Source organism: Stenotrophomonas sp. S4, from assembly GCF_054187805.2.
The window spans coordinates 1,276,463-1,290,869 of record NZ_CM196188.1 but is presented as its reverse complement, the minus strand read 5'-3'; the positions used below and the strand labels follow the sequence as shown (position 1 = coordinate 1,290,869).

The window sequence follows — 14,407 nt, the reverse complement described above, 5'->3', positions numbered from 1 at the left end:
GTGATGGCAGTACCGGGCGCGCTGCAGGGGGGGCTGCTCCGCACCCTGTTCTGCCTCGCGCTGAGCATCCCCGCGCTGCCGTCTGCGGGTGCCGCCGAGCAGGCGGGCACCCTGGAGGTCGATGTTGGTTCGGGCCCGCTGGCACCGGCCCTGCAGCAATGGGCGCGACAGAGCGGCATTGCCCTGCTGTTCGATGCGCGTGAGCTGGATGGCCTGCGCACGGCCGGCACCCATGGCCACCGCGATGCGGCCGCGGCCCTGAAGGAACTGGTTGCCGGCATGCCGGTGAGCATCCTGCGTACGCCTGCTGGCGGATTCGTCGTCCGCCGCACCCACCCCGCGCCACCATCGCCGCCGTCGGGCGCGGCACGCGCCACGCCTGCAGCACCTGCGCCACACAAGACCGCAGACGCTCCACCGCAGGTGGAACTGGCGCCGATCCATGTTACCGGCAGCCGGCTGCCACGCACCTCCGTGCAGACCACGCTGCCGGTCACCATCATCGACCGCGATGACATCCTGCGCAGCGGCTACGGCAGCCTGTTCGACCTGCTGCGGCACTTGCCGGGCATGAACGGCCACCCGGCGATGAGTACCTCGCGCAGTGGCGATTCGCAGTACCTGCCGGTGGGTGCGGCCACCACCACCAGCCTGGACGGCATGGGCCCGCGTGCGACCTTGTTCCTGGTCAATGGCCGACGCCTGCCACGCTATCCCATGGTGTCGCTGGAACAGGGTGGGCTCACCGATCTTGGGGGCATCCCGCTCAGCTTCGTCGAACGCATCGAACTGGTGCGTGGCGGCGCATCGGCCATCTATGGTGCCGACGCGATGTCCGGCGTGGTCAACATCATCCTGCGCGACCAGGCCGACGGACCCGAAGCCATGCTGCAGACCGGCCTGAGCGGGCGCGGCGACGCAGGACAGTATCGCGTGCAGGCGGCCACCGGTGGCGTGCGCGAGGGAGGGGACCGCTGGTTCGCCGGCATCGACCTGCACCGCATCGACCACGTGGCCGGTGATCGCCGCCAATGGCATGCGGAAACCTCGCAGTACCTTATCGGCGCGTTCCGCGATGGACGCTACTGGCCGGCAAAGCGCTGCGAAGGGCCCCTGAAACGGCGCGATGGTGCCTGCTGGTTCGACAGCGCACGCCCGCGTTCGCTGCAACCGGCTTCGGACACCGCCTCGGCCTACCTGCGCTACCGGCATGAGCGCGGCGAAGGTCGCTATGCCTACGCCGAAGCGCGGGCCAGCCACAACCGGCAGCGCTTCGACCTTGGCCCGACCGCCGTTGCCATCGGCCTGTATGGGTTCACCTTCAACAGCGTGCTGCGCGAAGCCGGCAACGTGCGTCCGCATGTACGTGCCACCGACGCCGACGTCACCTTCGGCATCGGCCGTGACCAGGGCCGGCGCAGCTGGGATGCCGGCATCAGTGCACAACGCAGCGATGTCACCCTGTCCACGTCGGGCACCGTGCGCGCCGAACCACTGCTGCGTGCGGCGGAGACGCTGGACTTCCTGCCCGGCTTCACGTCGCTGCCGGCAGGCGCGGCCGAGCAGCTGTTCCCGTCGATCCGCAACCGTGGCCGCACTGAACAATGGCAGGGCTGGTGGGGCATGCAGCGCGAGTTGATGCCGTTGGCCGGCGGCCACGCACAGCTGGCCACCGGCATCGACCTGCGCCAGGAACGCTGGACCTCGCATCCCGACGCACTGCTGAGCCAGGGTGACCTGGCGCTGGGCCTGCCGCAGGAGCAGCGCCACCTGGCGCGCCGCAGTGGCGGCGCCTACGCCGAACTCGGCCTGCCCCTGGCGCACACGCTGCGCATGGACCTGGCAGCACGCTGGGACCGCGATGGCGACTACCAGGCCTTCTCACCCCGTGTGGGCCTGCGCTGGAGCCCCACGCCGCAGTGGTCATTCCTGCTTGCCAGCGGCCGCGGCTACCGTGCGCCCAGCCTGTTCGAGCAGCGGCGACCACCGGGCTACTTCGGCGCGATCGAACTGCCCGCCTCCAGCGCACTGCCCGACTGCGCGCAGAGCACCGGCAACGGACGCTGCAGCGTTACCGTGGACGTGGTGGAGAACGATGCGTTGAAGGCCGAGCGGTCGCTCAGTCATTCCCTGGCCGCCACCTGGACGCCGACCGACACGTTCTCGCTGTCACTCACCCACAACATCGTCGAACTGCGCAACGAGATCCTGGCCCTGCAACCGACCGACGCGGTGTGGAACCGCGGCACCTGGGAGCTGGACGAGGACGGCCACCTGAGCAGCCTGCGCCTGTCCTTCGACAACATCGGCCGCACCACCTCGCGCAACTGGGTACTGCGCGGGGAGTACCACATCGACACCGGCAGCACCGGCCAGTGGCTGTTCTCGCTCGATGCGCTGAAACAGCAGGAACTGCGCCGCGAACGTGGCCATGATGCAACGGTGGACCTGCGCGGCCATGTCACGCCGACGATGGCTGCCGTGCTCAACGTGCAGTGGCAGAACAGCAACTGGGACATCGCCCTGCGCGGCAACCAGGTGGGGCGCACGCGTGCCTGGCTGCCCGGTGCGGAATGCCCGGAGGAGCAGCGCGGGCAGAACCATTGCATGAACCCCCGGCAGCTGCGCTGGAACCTGCATCTCGCGCGACGCCTGGGGCCGCGCGTGGTCGCTGCGCTGGACGTGCACAACGTGCTCGACACGCAACCGGTGAACTATCTGCTCGGCAATGGCGGGCAGATGCCGGGGCTGGACGACCCACTCGGCCGCTACTTCCTGCTGACCCTGCAGATCCGCTGAGCGTAGTACCCTACGCGCCCTGTTCGATCGGTCCCCCACCACCCCATGAAGGCCTATCTCTGGTTCTGGGGCGCGTTCCTGCTGTTCTTCGCGTTGCCCTTCCCGTGCATTCTCTACTTCGGCACGTCGTGGCCGGTGCAGCTGGCCGACCGCAGCGCACCCTGGCTGGCACTGCTGTTGCTCGCCCTGTCGCTGGCCCTGTGGCTGGCGTTGCTGCTCGCCTTCCTGCACTACCTGCTGCTGGGCCCACCGCGCGCCCTGCATCGGGTGCGCTCGATCCTGGCCGACGGTGAGCTGCGTGATGCCCTGATCGAACAGGCCGGGCAGACCAGCGCGCATGTGCGTGGCTTCGCACAGTGGAAGCTGCAGTTGCGCTTCCAGAACCTGTCCGGCACACCGATCAGCGAACAGATGCTGGTGGTCGACAGCAAGCCACAGCTGCAACGCTTCATTGCCGGCAAGCGCATCGAGGCACGCGTGAGCCGTGCGCCGGGCGAGTTCCCCAACGTGGTGCTGGAGGGCGCCGAGCCCGAACTGGATGTCGGCAGCCTCTGGCGTCGCGGCATCGGCGCGGCCATCTGCATCGTCGCGGTTGCCAGTGCCTACGTGTTCGCCTACCGCCTGCAGAGCGAAGGCCTGGGCTGGACCTTCCTGTCGTTCGGCCATCCGCTGCTGGTGTGTCCGCTGGTGTTGTGCGGCTATGCGCTGGGCCTGCGCCTGCTGGGTCGCCTGCTGCAGGCCGATGCCCGCGGTGACGCGCTGAAGTATCGCGGCATCGGCGTGGAGGCGAAGGTGCTGAAGCTGCGCCAGACCGGCACCTACCTCAACGAACAGCCGCAGGTGGAGTTCCAGCTGGAGTACATCGACCGCGAAGGCAGCGTGCAACAGGTGAGCGTGCGCCGTTTCATCCCACTGATCGAGCTGGCCAACCTTCCGCGCGAGCAGGTCACGCTGCTGTACGACCCGGAAGATCGCGGCAACGTGCGCCTGGAGGGGATATGAAGCAGCCACCCTCGACCCGGCTGGTGTTCTCCGTGGTACTGCTGGTGCTGGCCGGCGTTGCGATCTCAGGGGGGGCGCTGCAGACGCTGGGCGAAACGCTGGGCCATTCGGTGCAGGCCGATCGGTTGCCGCCATTCGTTTCGTCGCAGGCGCTGCGCGAACAGCCCGCATCGCTTGCGCCCGGCGTTACCGTGGCTGCCGGACCGCAGCCTGCGCCGATTCCCGCGCGCAGCAATCGCCTGTTCGATGCCGACCATCTGCTGGCGGCTCGCCAGGCACTCGAAGAACTGCCGGCACTGGCCGGGCATCGATTGACGGTGTTCCACAGCATCCACTTCTACGATGACGGCCGCATCAACCTGGACCTGGTCGATCCGCAGCACCCCTCGCGCGTGGACAGCTACCACTTCGAACGCGGGCAGTGGCGCAGGGGCGACCCGGTCGATCCGCAACGCTTCGCCCCCACCATCACCCTGCGCCGCAGCAGCACAGCGCTGGCCAACATCGATTTCGAGGCGGTGCCACGGGTCGCCCAGGCGCTGCAGGCACAGCGCAACGCGTTGATGGGCACACCGGGTGAAGTCGGCCACGTCTATGTGATCGTGCGCAAGGGCGGCACTCTGGTCTGGCTGCCGGACGAAGTCGCCGGTGATCGCCAGTCCGCACGCCTCTCCTTCGACGCACAGGGTGCCCTGCGCAGCACAAGCCACCGATAGTCGACGCAAAAAGGGGACGGAGGGGATTAAGTCGTTTGTGCCTTGGTGCCGTCTGCGACTTAATCCCCTCCGTCCCCTTTTTTGCTATTTCACCGAGCGGGCGATGGCGTACTGCGCGCCGTAGTAGGTGGACAACACCAGCAGGCTGGCCAGCGGCAGGCCTCCTGCGAATCGATCCCAGGCCAGCAGTGAATCGCTGGCGACGAACAGCAGCGCACCGGCGGCAGCCCAGCGCGCGCTGCTGGCTTCAACGGTAGCGGGCTGTGGCCGGCGCCACTGGCGTGCCAGTGCCAGCACCGCCATCGAGGCCAGCACCACCACGTACGCCAGCACCGGAATACGCATCGGTGCAGGCAGGTGCGGCCACAGGCCAAGTACATTGAGTACAGCGAATGCGCCGAGCAGGACGCTGGCGGCGAGCAGGCCGCGCCCGGCACGCAGGCCATCGCGGAAGGCGACGATGTAGCAGAGGTGCGCCAGCAGGAACGCCACCAGCCCCGGTACGAACGCGTCCATCGGCAGCATCAGCGCGATGTCACCCACACACGACAGCAGCATGCCGGCCAGCACCGCGCGACGGTAGAACGGCTGCGCGGGATCACGCACCCGCCAGGCGATGGCGGCGATCAGCAGCGTGGTGGTCGGCTTGGCCAGCCAATGCAGCCAGCGCCCGTCACCGTGCAGGAACGCGCCGATGATGGCCAGGATCGCCATCAGCAGGATCAGACCATCGCGGGCGCGCGGCTTCATCGTGCCTTCCACAGATCCGCAAGGCGGTCAGGTTTGCCGGCGATGCGCTCCAGCACCGGATACTGCAGGCCACCGTGGTAGGCGATGCTCATCGTTTCGATGCGGTCGAACTGCTTCACCAGCAACACGATCGGTGCCTTGTCCTTTGCTGCGGCCGCCACTGCATCCTTCAGGCGCTGGCTGCTGTACTCGCGTCCGCCAACGGCAATCACCTTCATGCCCGGCGCCAGGCCGGCATTGAACGCCGGGCTGTCCCAGATCACATCGCCTACCACACCACTGTCGAGCACGGTCGCGCCCAGCGAATAGGCGAGCAGCACCGCCTTCGCGCGCTTTTCCTGCGCCTTGTAGGCGTCGTTCGGAGTATCGCGGTAGACCAGCTTCCAGCCGGCCAGTTCCAGGCCACCGATCAACGAACCATGGCCATCCAGGCGACCGCGCAGGAACGTCGCCCAGTCGTACGGCGCGATGCCGTTCAAGGTCGCGACCACGTCGTCGAAGGTGTAGGGATTGACGTCCCAGTCGCCGTTGCCGCCCCCGAAGAAGGCGCGCGCGAAATCATCCAGGCTGCGCCGGTTACCACTCAGTTCGCGCAGCTTGCCCTCCACTTCCAGCCACAGCATCTGGCCGCCGGAGTAGTAGTCCTCGCTCATCTGGTAGTTGCGGTAAGGCAGCGTGCGGCGCTGCGCGATGGTCGGGTCGTTGGTGGTGTCCTGCAGCGGGCGCCAGGCCAGTCCGGGGCGGCCACGATCATAGGTCGCGGCCACATTGGCCAGCATGTCGCGCGCCTGCGCGGTCGACCACAGGCCCGAACGCGCCGCCAGCACCTGTCCCCAGAACTGGGTCTGGCCTTCGTATACCCACAGCAGGCTGTCGCCCATCGGCGTGTTGAAGTTGGCGGTGGCGAGATCCGCGCCGCGACGGTACTTGCCGTTCCAGGAATGGGTGTACTCATGCGGCAGCAGGTCGCGCATCCACGCATTGCTGTCCCACTCGGTGAAGTACCCCGGGTCGGCGCTGTTCTCGCTGGAACGATGATGCTCCAGGCCGATGCCGCCGAGGCGGTCGGTCAACGCCAGCAGGAATTCATAGTGGTTGTAGTGACGCGCACCGTAGAGCTTGTCGGCCTGCTGCACCAGCGCACGATGCATGGAGATCTGTGCCTCGCTCGGCTTCAGCGACTTGGCCTCGTCGGCGAACACATTGAGGTGTACCGGCACCTTCGCGCCCGGATCGAGATCGATGCGCTGGTAGTGTTCGCCGGCAAACAACGGCGAATCGACCAGGTGGTCATAGGAGATCGGCTTGAACACCACGGTATCGCCATCGCGGCGCGCGGTCTCCAGCGCAGTGGCGAACGACCAGCCCTTGGGCAGGGTCACGCTGGCCTGCGCCTGCAGGTTGCGTGCATCCACCCCGGCCGGGTACAGCGAGTTGGCGTTCCACTGCAGGTTGAGCATCTCCGGGGTCATCACCACCCGGCCCTGGCTGCCGCCCTGCGAGGACAGGAAGTCGAAGTGCGCCACGATCTCGCTCACGCCCTCGGGCACGTCCACCTTGAACGCATAGACGTTGTACTGGTCACGCTGCCAGGCCAGCGGCTTGCCGTTGGCGGTCACGCGCAGGCCGGCCAGCTTGTCGATCGGGCCGGTGGGCGAATGGTTGCCGGGAATCCACTGCGGGTACAGCAGGGTCATCGGCCCGGGCTTGGCCGGTACGGTGGCAGTCACCTTGAAGATGCGCCGGGCCAGATCGCGCGCATCCACATCGATGCGCAGCAGGCCGGGAGCCGCCGCGGTCGCCGGTGGCGAGGTCTGCGCCAGTGCGGGCGTGACCGCCAGCGCGAACAGCAATGACATCGCCAGGGCTCGGGTCTTCATCGGGCAACTTCCAACAACGGAGAATCCTCCGATGCTAGGCCTGTGCGCTGCCCTGCCCCATGGCCAAAGGTCATGGGCGAGCGCCCATCCACCCATGCCCAAAAGCGTGCGAACCAAGGTTCGCACCCACCTTGTGCAGGTTCGCATCCACCAGAGCGGTTTCAGTAGATCCACGCCATGCGTGGATGGAATGCACCGAGAAGCAGTGCGGACCAAGGTCCGCACCCACCAGAGTCAGGCCCGGTCAGTCGACCAGGCGCAGACGCAGTTCCTTCGGCAGCGCGAACACCATCGATTCCGGTTCGCCGTCCAGCTCGCCGACGCCGGTCGCGCCCAGCTCGGCCAGACGCGCCAGCACGCCATCGACCAGCACCTGCGGTGCCGATGCACCGGCGGTCACGCCGATGTGCTGTTTGCCCTGCACCCACTGCGGGTCAATCTCGTGCGCGCCGTCAATCAGGTACGACTCCACGCCCTCACGACGGGCCAGCTCGCTCAAGCGGTTGGAGTTGGAGCTGTTCGGCGAGCCGACCACCAGCACCAGGTCACAGCGCTTGGCCAGGTCGCGCACGGCGTCCTGGCGGTTCTGCGTGGCGTAGCAGATGTCGTCGTTCTTCGGGCCCTGCATCGCCGGGAAACGCTCGCGCAGCGCATCGATGATGCCGCGCGTGTCGTCCACCGACAGCGTGGTCTGGGTGGTGTAGGCGAAGTTTTCCGGCTGGTTGATGTGCAGCGTGGCGACCTGCTCCACATCTTCGACCAGGTAGATCTGGCCGGTGCCGGCTTCGCGGTTCCACTGGCCCATGGTGCCTTCCACTTCCGGGTGGCCGGCATGGCCGATCAGCACCACGTCACGGCCGGCACGGCAGTGGCGGGCAACCTCGAAGTGGACCTTGGTCACCAGCGGACAGGTGGCGTCGAACACCTTCAGGCCACGGCGCTCGGCTTCCTGGCGCACGGCCTGGGACACGCCATGGGCGCTGAAGATGACCGTGTTGTTGTCCGGCACTTCGTCGAGTTCCTCGACGAAGATCGCACCGCGCTGCTTCAGGTCGTCGACCACGAAGCGGTTGTGCACCACTTCATGGCGGACGTAGATGGGCGCGCCCAGCGTTTCGATCGCGCGCTTGACGATCTCGATCGCACGATCGACACCGGCACAGAAACCACGCGGGTTGGCGAGCAGCACATCCATCAGTTCAATCTCCCGGCAGCGGCCGGCTTACGGTTTCGGGTTGGCATTATCCGCCTTTTTGGCGGACTTGCCGTCGAACAGGCCAAACAGGGCGATGCCGATGGCACCCGCCACGATGGCCGAGTCGGCGATGTTGAACGAGGGCCAGGTGTAGCTGCCCACGTACCACTGGATGAAATCGACCACGTGGCCGTGCACCTGGCGGTCGATCACGTTGCCGATCGCGCCGCCGATGATCAGTGCATACGGCACCGCGGCCTTCCAGTTGCCGCGGGCGGTACCGCGCAGCCACCAGGCCATCAGGCCGCTGATGGCGATCGCCAGCGCGGTGAAGAAGTACTTCTGCCAGCCACCGGCGTCGCTCAGGAAACTGAACGCCGCACCGGTGTTGTAGGTGCGGTACCAGTTCCAGAAGCCGTCGATGACCACCACCGGCTGGAATTCAGGCAGGCTCGACAGCACCCAGGCCTTGGACCACTGATCCAGGCCGATGATGGCGGCCGACAGCAGCAGCCAGACCAGGGCGTTCGGATGCGGACGTGCGGCGCTCATCAGAACCAGCTCCGCAGTTCGCCGGCGCCGGTGACGTTGCTCACGCAGCGGCCGCACAGTTCCGGATGGTCGGCGTTGCTGCCGACATCGGCGCGGTGGTGCCAGCAGCGCACGCACTTGGCCTTGGTGGTCGGCTGGGCGCTGACGAACACCTCGTCGGTGGTCGCCGGGCGCACCTGCACGTCGCCACTGATGAACAGGAAGCGCAGTTCATCGGCCAGCGGCTGCCAGCGCGCGGCCTGCTCTTCGCTGGCGGCGATGGTGATTTCCGCTTCCAGCGCGGCACCAATGGCGCCGTTGGCACGCATCGGCTCGAGCACCTTGGCGACCTGCTCGCGCACGGCCAGCAGCTGGTCGAAGTCGGCGGCGTTGAGCTGGGCATCGGCCGGCAGCGGCGCCAGGCCGTCGTACCAGGTGGTGAACAGCACGTGGCCGGCATGCTCGCCCGGCAGGTAACCCCACAGCTCGTCGGCGGTGAAGGTCAGGATCGGCGCCACCCAGCGGGTGAACGCTTCGGCGATGTGGTACATCGCGCTCTGTGCCGAACGGCGACCGTGCGAATCGGTCGGCATCGTGTACAGGCGGTCCTTGGTCACGTCCAGGTACAGCGAGCCCAGGTCCACGCTGCAGAAGTTCAGCAGCAGCTGCACGATCTCGGCCATGTTGTAGCCGTCGTAGGCCGCCTTGATCTTCTCCTGCAGCTCCCACGCGCGATGCACGATCCAGCGGTCCAGCGCGACCATCTGCTCGAGCGGTTGCAGGTGCTGGGCCGGATCGAAGCCGTCCAGGTTGCCGAGCAGGAAGCGCGCGGTGTTGCGCAGGCGACGGTAGGCGTCGGCGTTTCGCTTGAGGATCTCCTGCGACAGCGACATCTCGTTGCTGTAGTCGGCCGAGGCGATCCACAGGCGCAGGATGTCCGCGCCCAGCTTGTTCATGATGTCCTGCGGCTCGATGCCGTTGCCCAGCGACTTGGACATCTTGCGGCCGTGCTCGTCCACGGTGAAGCCGTGGGTCAGGCACTGCTTGTATGGCGCGCGCTTGTCGATCGCCACGCCGGTCAGCAGCGAGGACTGGAACCAGCCGCGGTGCTGGTCGGAACCTTCCAGGTACAGGTCGGCCGGCTTGCCGAAGCCTCGCGCGGCGAGCACGCCTTCATGGGTCACGCCCGAATCGAACCAGACGTCGAGGATGTCGGTGACCTTCTCGTAGTCGGCCGCTTCGGCGCCCAGCAGTTCGGCGGCATCCAGCGAGTACCACACGTCGATGCCCTCGGCTTCGACGCGGTCGGCGACCTGCTGCATCAGCTCCACCGAGCGCGGGTGGATCTCGCCGGTCTGGCGGTGGGTGAACAGTGCGATCGGTACGCCCCAGGTGCGCTGGCGCGAGATCGTCCAGTCCGGGCGACCGTCGACCATGCTCTGGATGCGCGCCTTGCCCCAGGTCGGGAACCAGCCGACGGTGTCGATGGCGGCCAGCGCATCGTTGCGCAGGTTGGCCTTGTCCATCGAGATGAACCACTGCGGGGTGGCGCGGAACACCACCGGCGTCTTGTGGCGCCAGCAGTGCGGGTAGCTGTGGCGGATCGGGTGGAAGGCCAGCAGCGAACCGTTGTCGCGCAGCACGCCGACGATGGCCTCCTGCGCCTTCCACAGGTGCTGGCCGGCCAGCACCACGTCACCGGCCGGCGGGGTCGATTCCAGGTACACGCCGCGCCCGTCGATCGGAGTCACCTGGCCGGCGTTGTACTTGTCCAGCAGGCCGTACTTCTGGCTGACCACGAAGTCTTCCTGGCCGTGGCCGGGCGCGGTGTGCACCGCACCGGTACCGTCCTCGTCGGACACATGGTCGCCATTGAGGACCAGGATCTCGCGCTCCGGGTAGAACGGGTGCGCCAGCAGCTGGTTCTCCAGCGCCGCGCCGGTGGTTTCACCGTGCAGCACCACTTCGTCCACGCCGTAGCGCTGCAGTGCGCGCTCGGCCAGGGCCGCGGCCAGCACCAGCCAGCGGCGCTTGCCGTTGTGCGCCGGGCCCTCGGCCAGTACGTAATTGATCTCTGCGCCCAGCGACACCGCCAGCGAGGCCGGCAGCGTCCACGGGGTGGTGGTCCAGATCGGCACGGCCACTTCAACGTCGGCCGGCACGCTCACGCCGAACGCCTGGCCGATGGCCTGCGCATCGCGCGCGGCGTAGGCCACGTCGATCGCCGGCGATTCCTTTTCCTGGTATTCGATCTCGGCCTCGGCCAGCGCCGAGCCACAGTCGAAGCACCAGTACACCGGCTTGGCGCCGCGGACCAGGTGGCCGTTGGCCACGACCTTGGCCAGCGCGCGGATCTCGTTGGCTTCGAAGTCGAAGCTCAGGGTCTTGTACGGGTTGTCCCAGTCACCGGTCACGCCCAGGCGCTTGAAGTCCATGCGCTGGATGTTGATCTGCTCTTCGGCGAACTCGCGGCACTTCTGGCGGAATTCGACGGCGTCGAGCTTGGTGCCGACCTTGCCCCACTTCTTCTCGACCGCGATCTCGATCGGCAGGCCATGGCAGTCCCAGCCCGGCACGTAGGGCGCATCGAAGCCGGCCAGGTAGCGCGACTTGACGATGATGTCCTTCAGGATCTTGTTGACCGCGTGGCCCAGGTGGATGCGGCCGTTGGCGTACGGCGGGCCGTCATGCAGCACGAACAGCGGGCGGCCGGCGGCGTTGTCGCGCAGCTGCTGGTAGAGCCCCTGCTCTTCCCACCGCGCCAGAATGCCCGGCTCGCGCTTGGGCAGATCGCCGCGCATCGGGAATTCGGTGGCTGGCAGGTTCAGGGTGGTCTTGTAGTCCTGGCTCACGCAGTGGCTCGCAATCTATGTTCGGAAAGGATGGCGCGCGCCTGTTCGGCGTCGCGGTGCATCTGGTCGGTCAGCGCCGCCAGATCATTGAATTTTTCTTCGTCGCGCAGCTTGGCGACGAACTCCACGTCGATGTGGCGCCCGTACAGGTCGCCCTGGAAATCGAACAGGTGGGCTTCCAGCAGCGGCTCCACGCCCTCCACCGTCGGCCGCGTACCGAAGCTGGACACCGAGGGCCACGGCTGGTCGAACACGCCGTGCACCCAGGTCGCGTAGATGCCCGACAGCGCCGGGGTCTTCGGGAAGCGCAGGTTGGCGGTGGGGAAGCCCAGCGTGCGGCCGAGCTGGCGCCCGCGCACCACCCGTCCGCTGATCGCGTACGGACGGCCGAGCAGGTCGCCGGCACGGGCGAAATCGCCCTCCTGCAGCAACTGGCGGATGCGGGTGCTGGAGATGCGCTCGCCATGCAGGTCCACCGCTTCGATCTCGCCCGCGGTGAAGCCGAGTTCGGCGCCCATCTTCTGCAGCAGGGACAGATCGCCGCGGCGGCGGTTGCCGAAGCAGAACTCCGGCCCGATCCACACTTCGCGGGCGCCCAGCCGGTGCACCAGCAACTGGCGCACGAAGGTCTCGGCCGGCATCGCCGCCATCGCCGCGTCGAAACGCAGCAGGCCGATCGCATCGACGCCCAGCTCGCGCAGGATCTCGACCTTGCTGCGCGCCAGGGTCAGCCGCGGCGGCGGCGTGCCCTGGGCGAAGAATTCACGCGGCAGCGGCTCGAATGCCACGGCCACTGCGGCCACGCCCAAGGCGCGCGCGCGGGCAACCGCGTGGCGGACCAGCGCACGATGGCCCAGGTGGAGGCCGTCGAATGCACCGATACAGACCACGCTTCCGTTGGGGAACAGCTCCCCGCCCTCGACGCTTCTGAACAGCCTGCTCATCAACTCTCGTTCCGGCCCGACCGGGGCCGCCGCTTCAATGGTGTAACCCTGAAGTATAGCCGCCACGGGCCGCGATCAATGCCCGCGCAGGTCGCGCGGGCGGAAGCCCATCGCCAGCATGGCCACCGCATAGGTCGCGCCACCGCCGCCGACCAGCAGCGCCAGGGCACCGATCCGCTCCCACACACTCATCGCCGAGAAGCCCGGCAGCCAGTGCAGCAGGGCCAGCAGCACGCCAACCATGGCCGCGCAGGCCAGCAGCAGGCGCACCAGATAGCCGCCCCAGCCCGGCCGGCGCTGGTAGACATCGGTCTTGCCCAGCCAGTACCAGAGCAGGCCCAGGTTCAGGTAACTGGACAGCGCACTGGCGATGCCCAGTGCCAGATGCAGGCCCGGCTGCTTGCCGATGGCCGCCATCACGCCCTGAGCCTTCAGCGCATCCGGCACCATCACCTGGTACAGCACGGCCAGCAGGATGAAGTTGAACACCATGTTGGCCACCAGCGCAGCCACACCGGCGCGCACCGGGGTCTTGGTGTCCTGGCGGGCATAGAAGGCCGGCAGCACCACTTTGAGCAGTGCGAACGCCGGCAGTCCGAAGCTGAGACCGTACACCGACAGCGCGGTCATGCGGGTATCAAAGGCGCTGAACTGGCCGTGCTGGAAGATGGTCGCGATCAGCGGCTCGGCCAGCAGCAGCAGGCCCAGCATGGCCGGCACCGAGATCAACAGGGTCATGCGCAGGCCCCAGTCCAGCGAGCGCGAGAAGCCCTCGCGGTCGGTACTGACGTGGTGGCGGGCCAGGGCCGGCAGGATCACCGTGCCCAGCGCCACGCCGAACACACCCAGCGGCAGCTCCAGGAAGCGGTCGGCCAGCGACAGCCACGACTGCGAGCCGTCGGTCAGCTTGGCCGCGATCACCGTATCCAGCAGCAGGTTGATCTGCGCCACCGACGAACCGAACAGGGTCGGCACCATCAGCGTCATCACCTTGCGCACGCCCGGATGGCTCCAGCCCCAGCGCGGCAGGGTCAGCAGGTTGATGCCCTTCAGCGAGGGCAGCTGGAACAGCAGCTGCAGGAGGCCGGCGGCGAGTACCGCCCAGCCCAGCGCCAGGATCTGCTTCTCTGGAGTGCCGCCCAGCCGCGGCGCCAGCCACAGCGCGCCGGCGATCATGCACAGGTTGAGGATGACCGGGGTCAGCGCCGGCATGGCAAAGCGCTGGAAGCTGTTGAGCGCGCCGCCGGCCAGTGCGGTCAGCGAGACGAACAGCAGGAACGGGAAGGTCAGGCGGAACAGGTCGACCAGCAGGCCCTGCTTGACCGGATCGGTATCAACACCGCTTGAGAAAACCGAGGCCAGCTGCGGCGCGAAGATCAGCGCCAACGCGGTGACCAGCATCAGCACCCCACCCAGGGTGCCGGCAGTGCGGGCCATCAGTTCGCGCAGCTCGGCGTGGCTGCGGGTTTCCTTCACTTCCGTGAACACCGGCACGAAAGCGGTGGCAAAAGACCCTTCGGCGAACAACCGGCGCAGGAAATTGGGTACCCTGAAGGCGACCCAGAAAGCATCAGTGATGGCGTTGGTGCCGAACGTGGTGGTCACCACGAAGTCCCGGACAAGTCCGAGAACGCGCGAGACCATGGTCATGCTGCTGAACGACAGCAGGCCCCGCAACAACTTGGGTGAACTCACTCAGCGTCCCTCTTGACAATCGACTTGACGTGCATTTCTTACG

The 14,407-nt window shown here is 67.4% G+C and carries 10 protein-coding genes; 3 read left to right on the top strand and 7 right to left on the bottom strand.

The genetic code is table 11. From position 1 onward, the window contains the following. Positions 1-3 precede the first annotated feature (3 nt). Genes ACUZUJ_RS05955 through ACUZUJ_RS05945 form a run of 3 tightly spaced genes read left to right on the top strand, consistent with a single transcriptional unit; the run spans position 4 to position 4,517 of the window. Positions 4-2,799, top strand: a complete 2,796-nt coding sequence (locus ACUZUJ_RS05955; RefSeq protein ID WP_458220124.1) for a TonB-dependent receptor plug domain-containing protein — start codon at positions 4-6, stop codon at positions 2,797-2,799. Positions 2,800-2,844: 45 nt separating this feature from the next. Next, the gene (locus ACUZUJ_RS05950) at positions 2,845-3,801 is read left to right on the top strand and encodes a hypothetical protein (RefSeq protein WP_458220119.1); all 957 of its coding nucleotides are present in this window, start codon (positions 2,845-2,847) and stop codon (positions 3,799-3,801) included. Further along, entirely contained in the window at positions 3,798-4,517 is a 720-nt protein-coding gene (locus ACUZUJ_RS05945; RefSeq protein ID WP_458220120.1) for a hypothetical protein, read from the top strand. The genes ACUZUJ_RS05950 and ACUZUJ_RS05945 overlap by 4 nt, the downstream gene beginning before the upstream one ends. Before the next feature lie 84 nt (positions 4,518-4,601). Here the strand turns inward: ACUZUJ_RS05945 and ACUZUJ_RS05940 are convergent, their stop codons facing one another. The 7 genes from ACUZUJ_RS05940 to murJ form a co-directional block, all read right to left on the bottom strand. Beyond that, a complete protein-coding gene (locus tag ACUZUJ_RS05940; protein WP_101765122.1) occupies positions 4,602-5,267 on the bottom strand; it encodes a lysoplasmalogenase in 666 nt (221 codons plus the stop codon). Further along, complete coding sequence (locus ACUZUJ_RS05935; protein WP_458220121.1) at positions 5,264-7,147, bottom strand: M61 family metallopeptidase; 1,884 nt, start codon at positions 7,145-7,147, stop codon at positions 5,264-5,266. Before ACUZUJ_RS05935 ends, ACUZUJ_RS05940 begins: the two co-directional genes overlap by 4 nt. A gap of 244 nt (positions 7,148-7,391) precedes the next feature. Beyond that, complete coding sequence (ispH, locus tag ACUZUJ_RS05930; RefSeq protein ID WP_101765120.1) at positions 7,392-8,342, bottom strand: 4-hydroxy-3-methylbut-2-enyl diphosphate reductase; 951 nt, start codon at positions 8,340-8,342, stop codon at positions 7,392-7,394. Positions 8,343-8,369: 27 nt separating this feature from the next. After that, positions 8,370-8,894 carry a signal peptidase II gene (gene lspA, locus ACUZUJ_RS05925; RefSeq protein ID WP_101765119.1) on the bottom strand — a complete coding sequence of 175 codons (525 nt, stop codon included), beginning with the start codon at positions 8,892-8,894 and terminating at the stop codon, positions 8,370-8,372. Then, positions 8,894-11,725: an isoleucine--tRNA ligase gene (ileS, locus tag ACUZUJ_RS05920; protein WP_458220122.1), complete on the bottom strand. Its 2,832-nt coding sequence runs from the start codon at positions 11,723-11,725 to the stop codon at positions 8,894-8,896. The genes lspA and ileS overlap by 1 nt, the downstream gene beginning before the upstream one ends. After that, the gene (locus ACUZUJ_RS05915; RefSeq protein ID WP_119007143.1) at positions 11,722-12,669 is read right to left on the bottom strand and encodes a bifunctional riboflavin kinase/FAD synthetase; all 948 of its coding nucleotides are present in this window, start codon (positions 12,667-12,669) and stop codon (positions 11,722-11,724) included. Before ACUZUJ_RS05915 ends, ileS begins: the two co-directional genes overlap by 4 nt. Positions 12,670-12,744: 75 nt before the next feature. Continuing rightward, the gene (gene murJ, locus ACUZUJ_RS05910) at positions 12,745-14,349 is read right to left on the bottom strand and encodes a murein biosynthesis integral membrane protein MurJ (RefSeq protein ID WP_197587172.1); all 1,605 of its coding nucleotides are present in this window, start codon (positions 14,347-14,349) and stop codon (positions 12,745-12,747) included. Positions 14,350-14,407 lie beyond the last annotated feature (58 nt).

Excerpts from the sequence above, each read along its gene's own strand:
- ACUZUJ_RS05945 (WP_458220120.1), top strand. The coding sequence starts at position 3,798 with ATGAAGCAGCCACCCTCGACCCGGCTGGTGTTCTCCGTGGTACTGCTG.
- lspA (WP_101765119.1), bottom strand. The coding sequence starts at position 8,894 with ATGAGCGCCGCACGTCCGCATCCGAACGCCCTGGTCTGGCTGCTGCTG.
- ACUZUJ_RS05940 (WP_101765122.1), bottom strand. The coding sequence starts at position 5,267 with ATGAAGCCGCGCGCCCGCGATGGTCTGATCCTGCTGATGGCGATCCTG.
- ACUZUJ_RS05955 (WP_458220124.1), top strand. The coding sequence starts at position 4 with ATGGCAGTACCGGGCGCGCTGCAGGGGGGGCTGCTCCGCACCCTGTTC.
- ACUZUJ_RS05915 (WP_119007143.1), bottom strand. The coding sequence starts at position 12,669 with ATGAGCAGGCTGTTCAGAAGCGTCGAGGGCGGGGAGCTGTTCCCCAAC.
- ACUZUJ_RS05935 (WP_458220121.1), bottom strand. The coding sequence starts at position 7,147 with ATGAAGACCCGAGCCCTGGCGATGTCATTGCTGTTCGCGCTGGCGGTC.
- ispH (WP_101765120.1), bottom strand. The coding sequence starts at position 8,342 with ATGGATGTGCTGCTCGCCAACCCGCGTGGTTTCTGTGCCGGTGTCGAT.
- ACUZUJ_RS05950 (WP_458220119.1), top strand. The coding sequence starts at position 2,845 with ATGAAGGCCTATCTCTGGTTCTGGGGCGCGTTCCTGCTGTTCTTCGCG.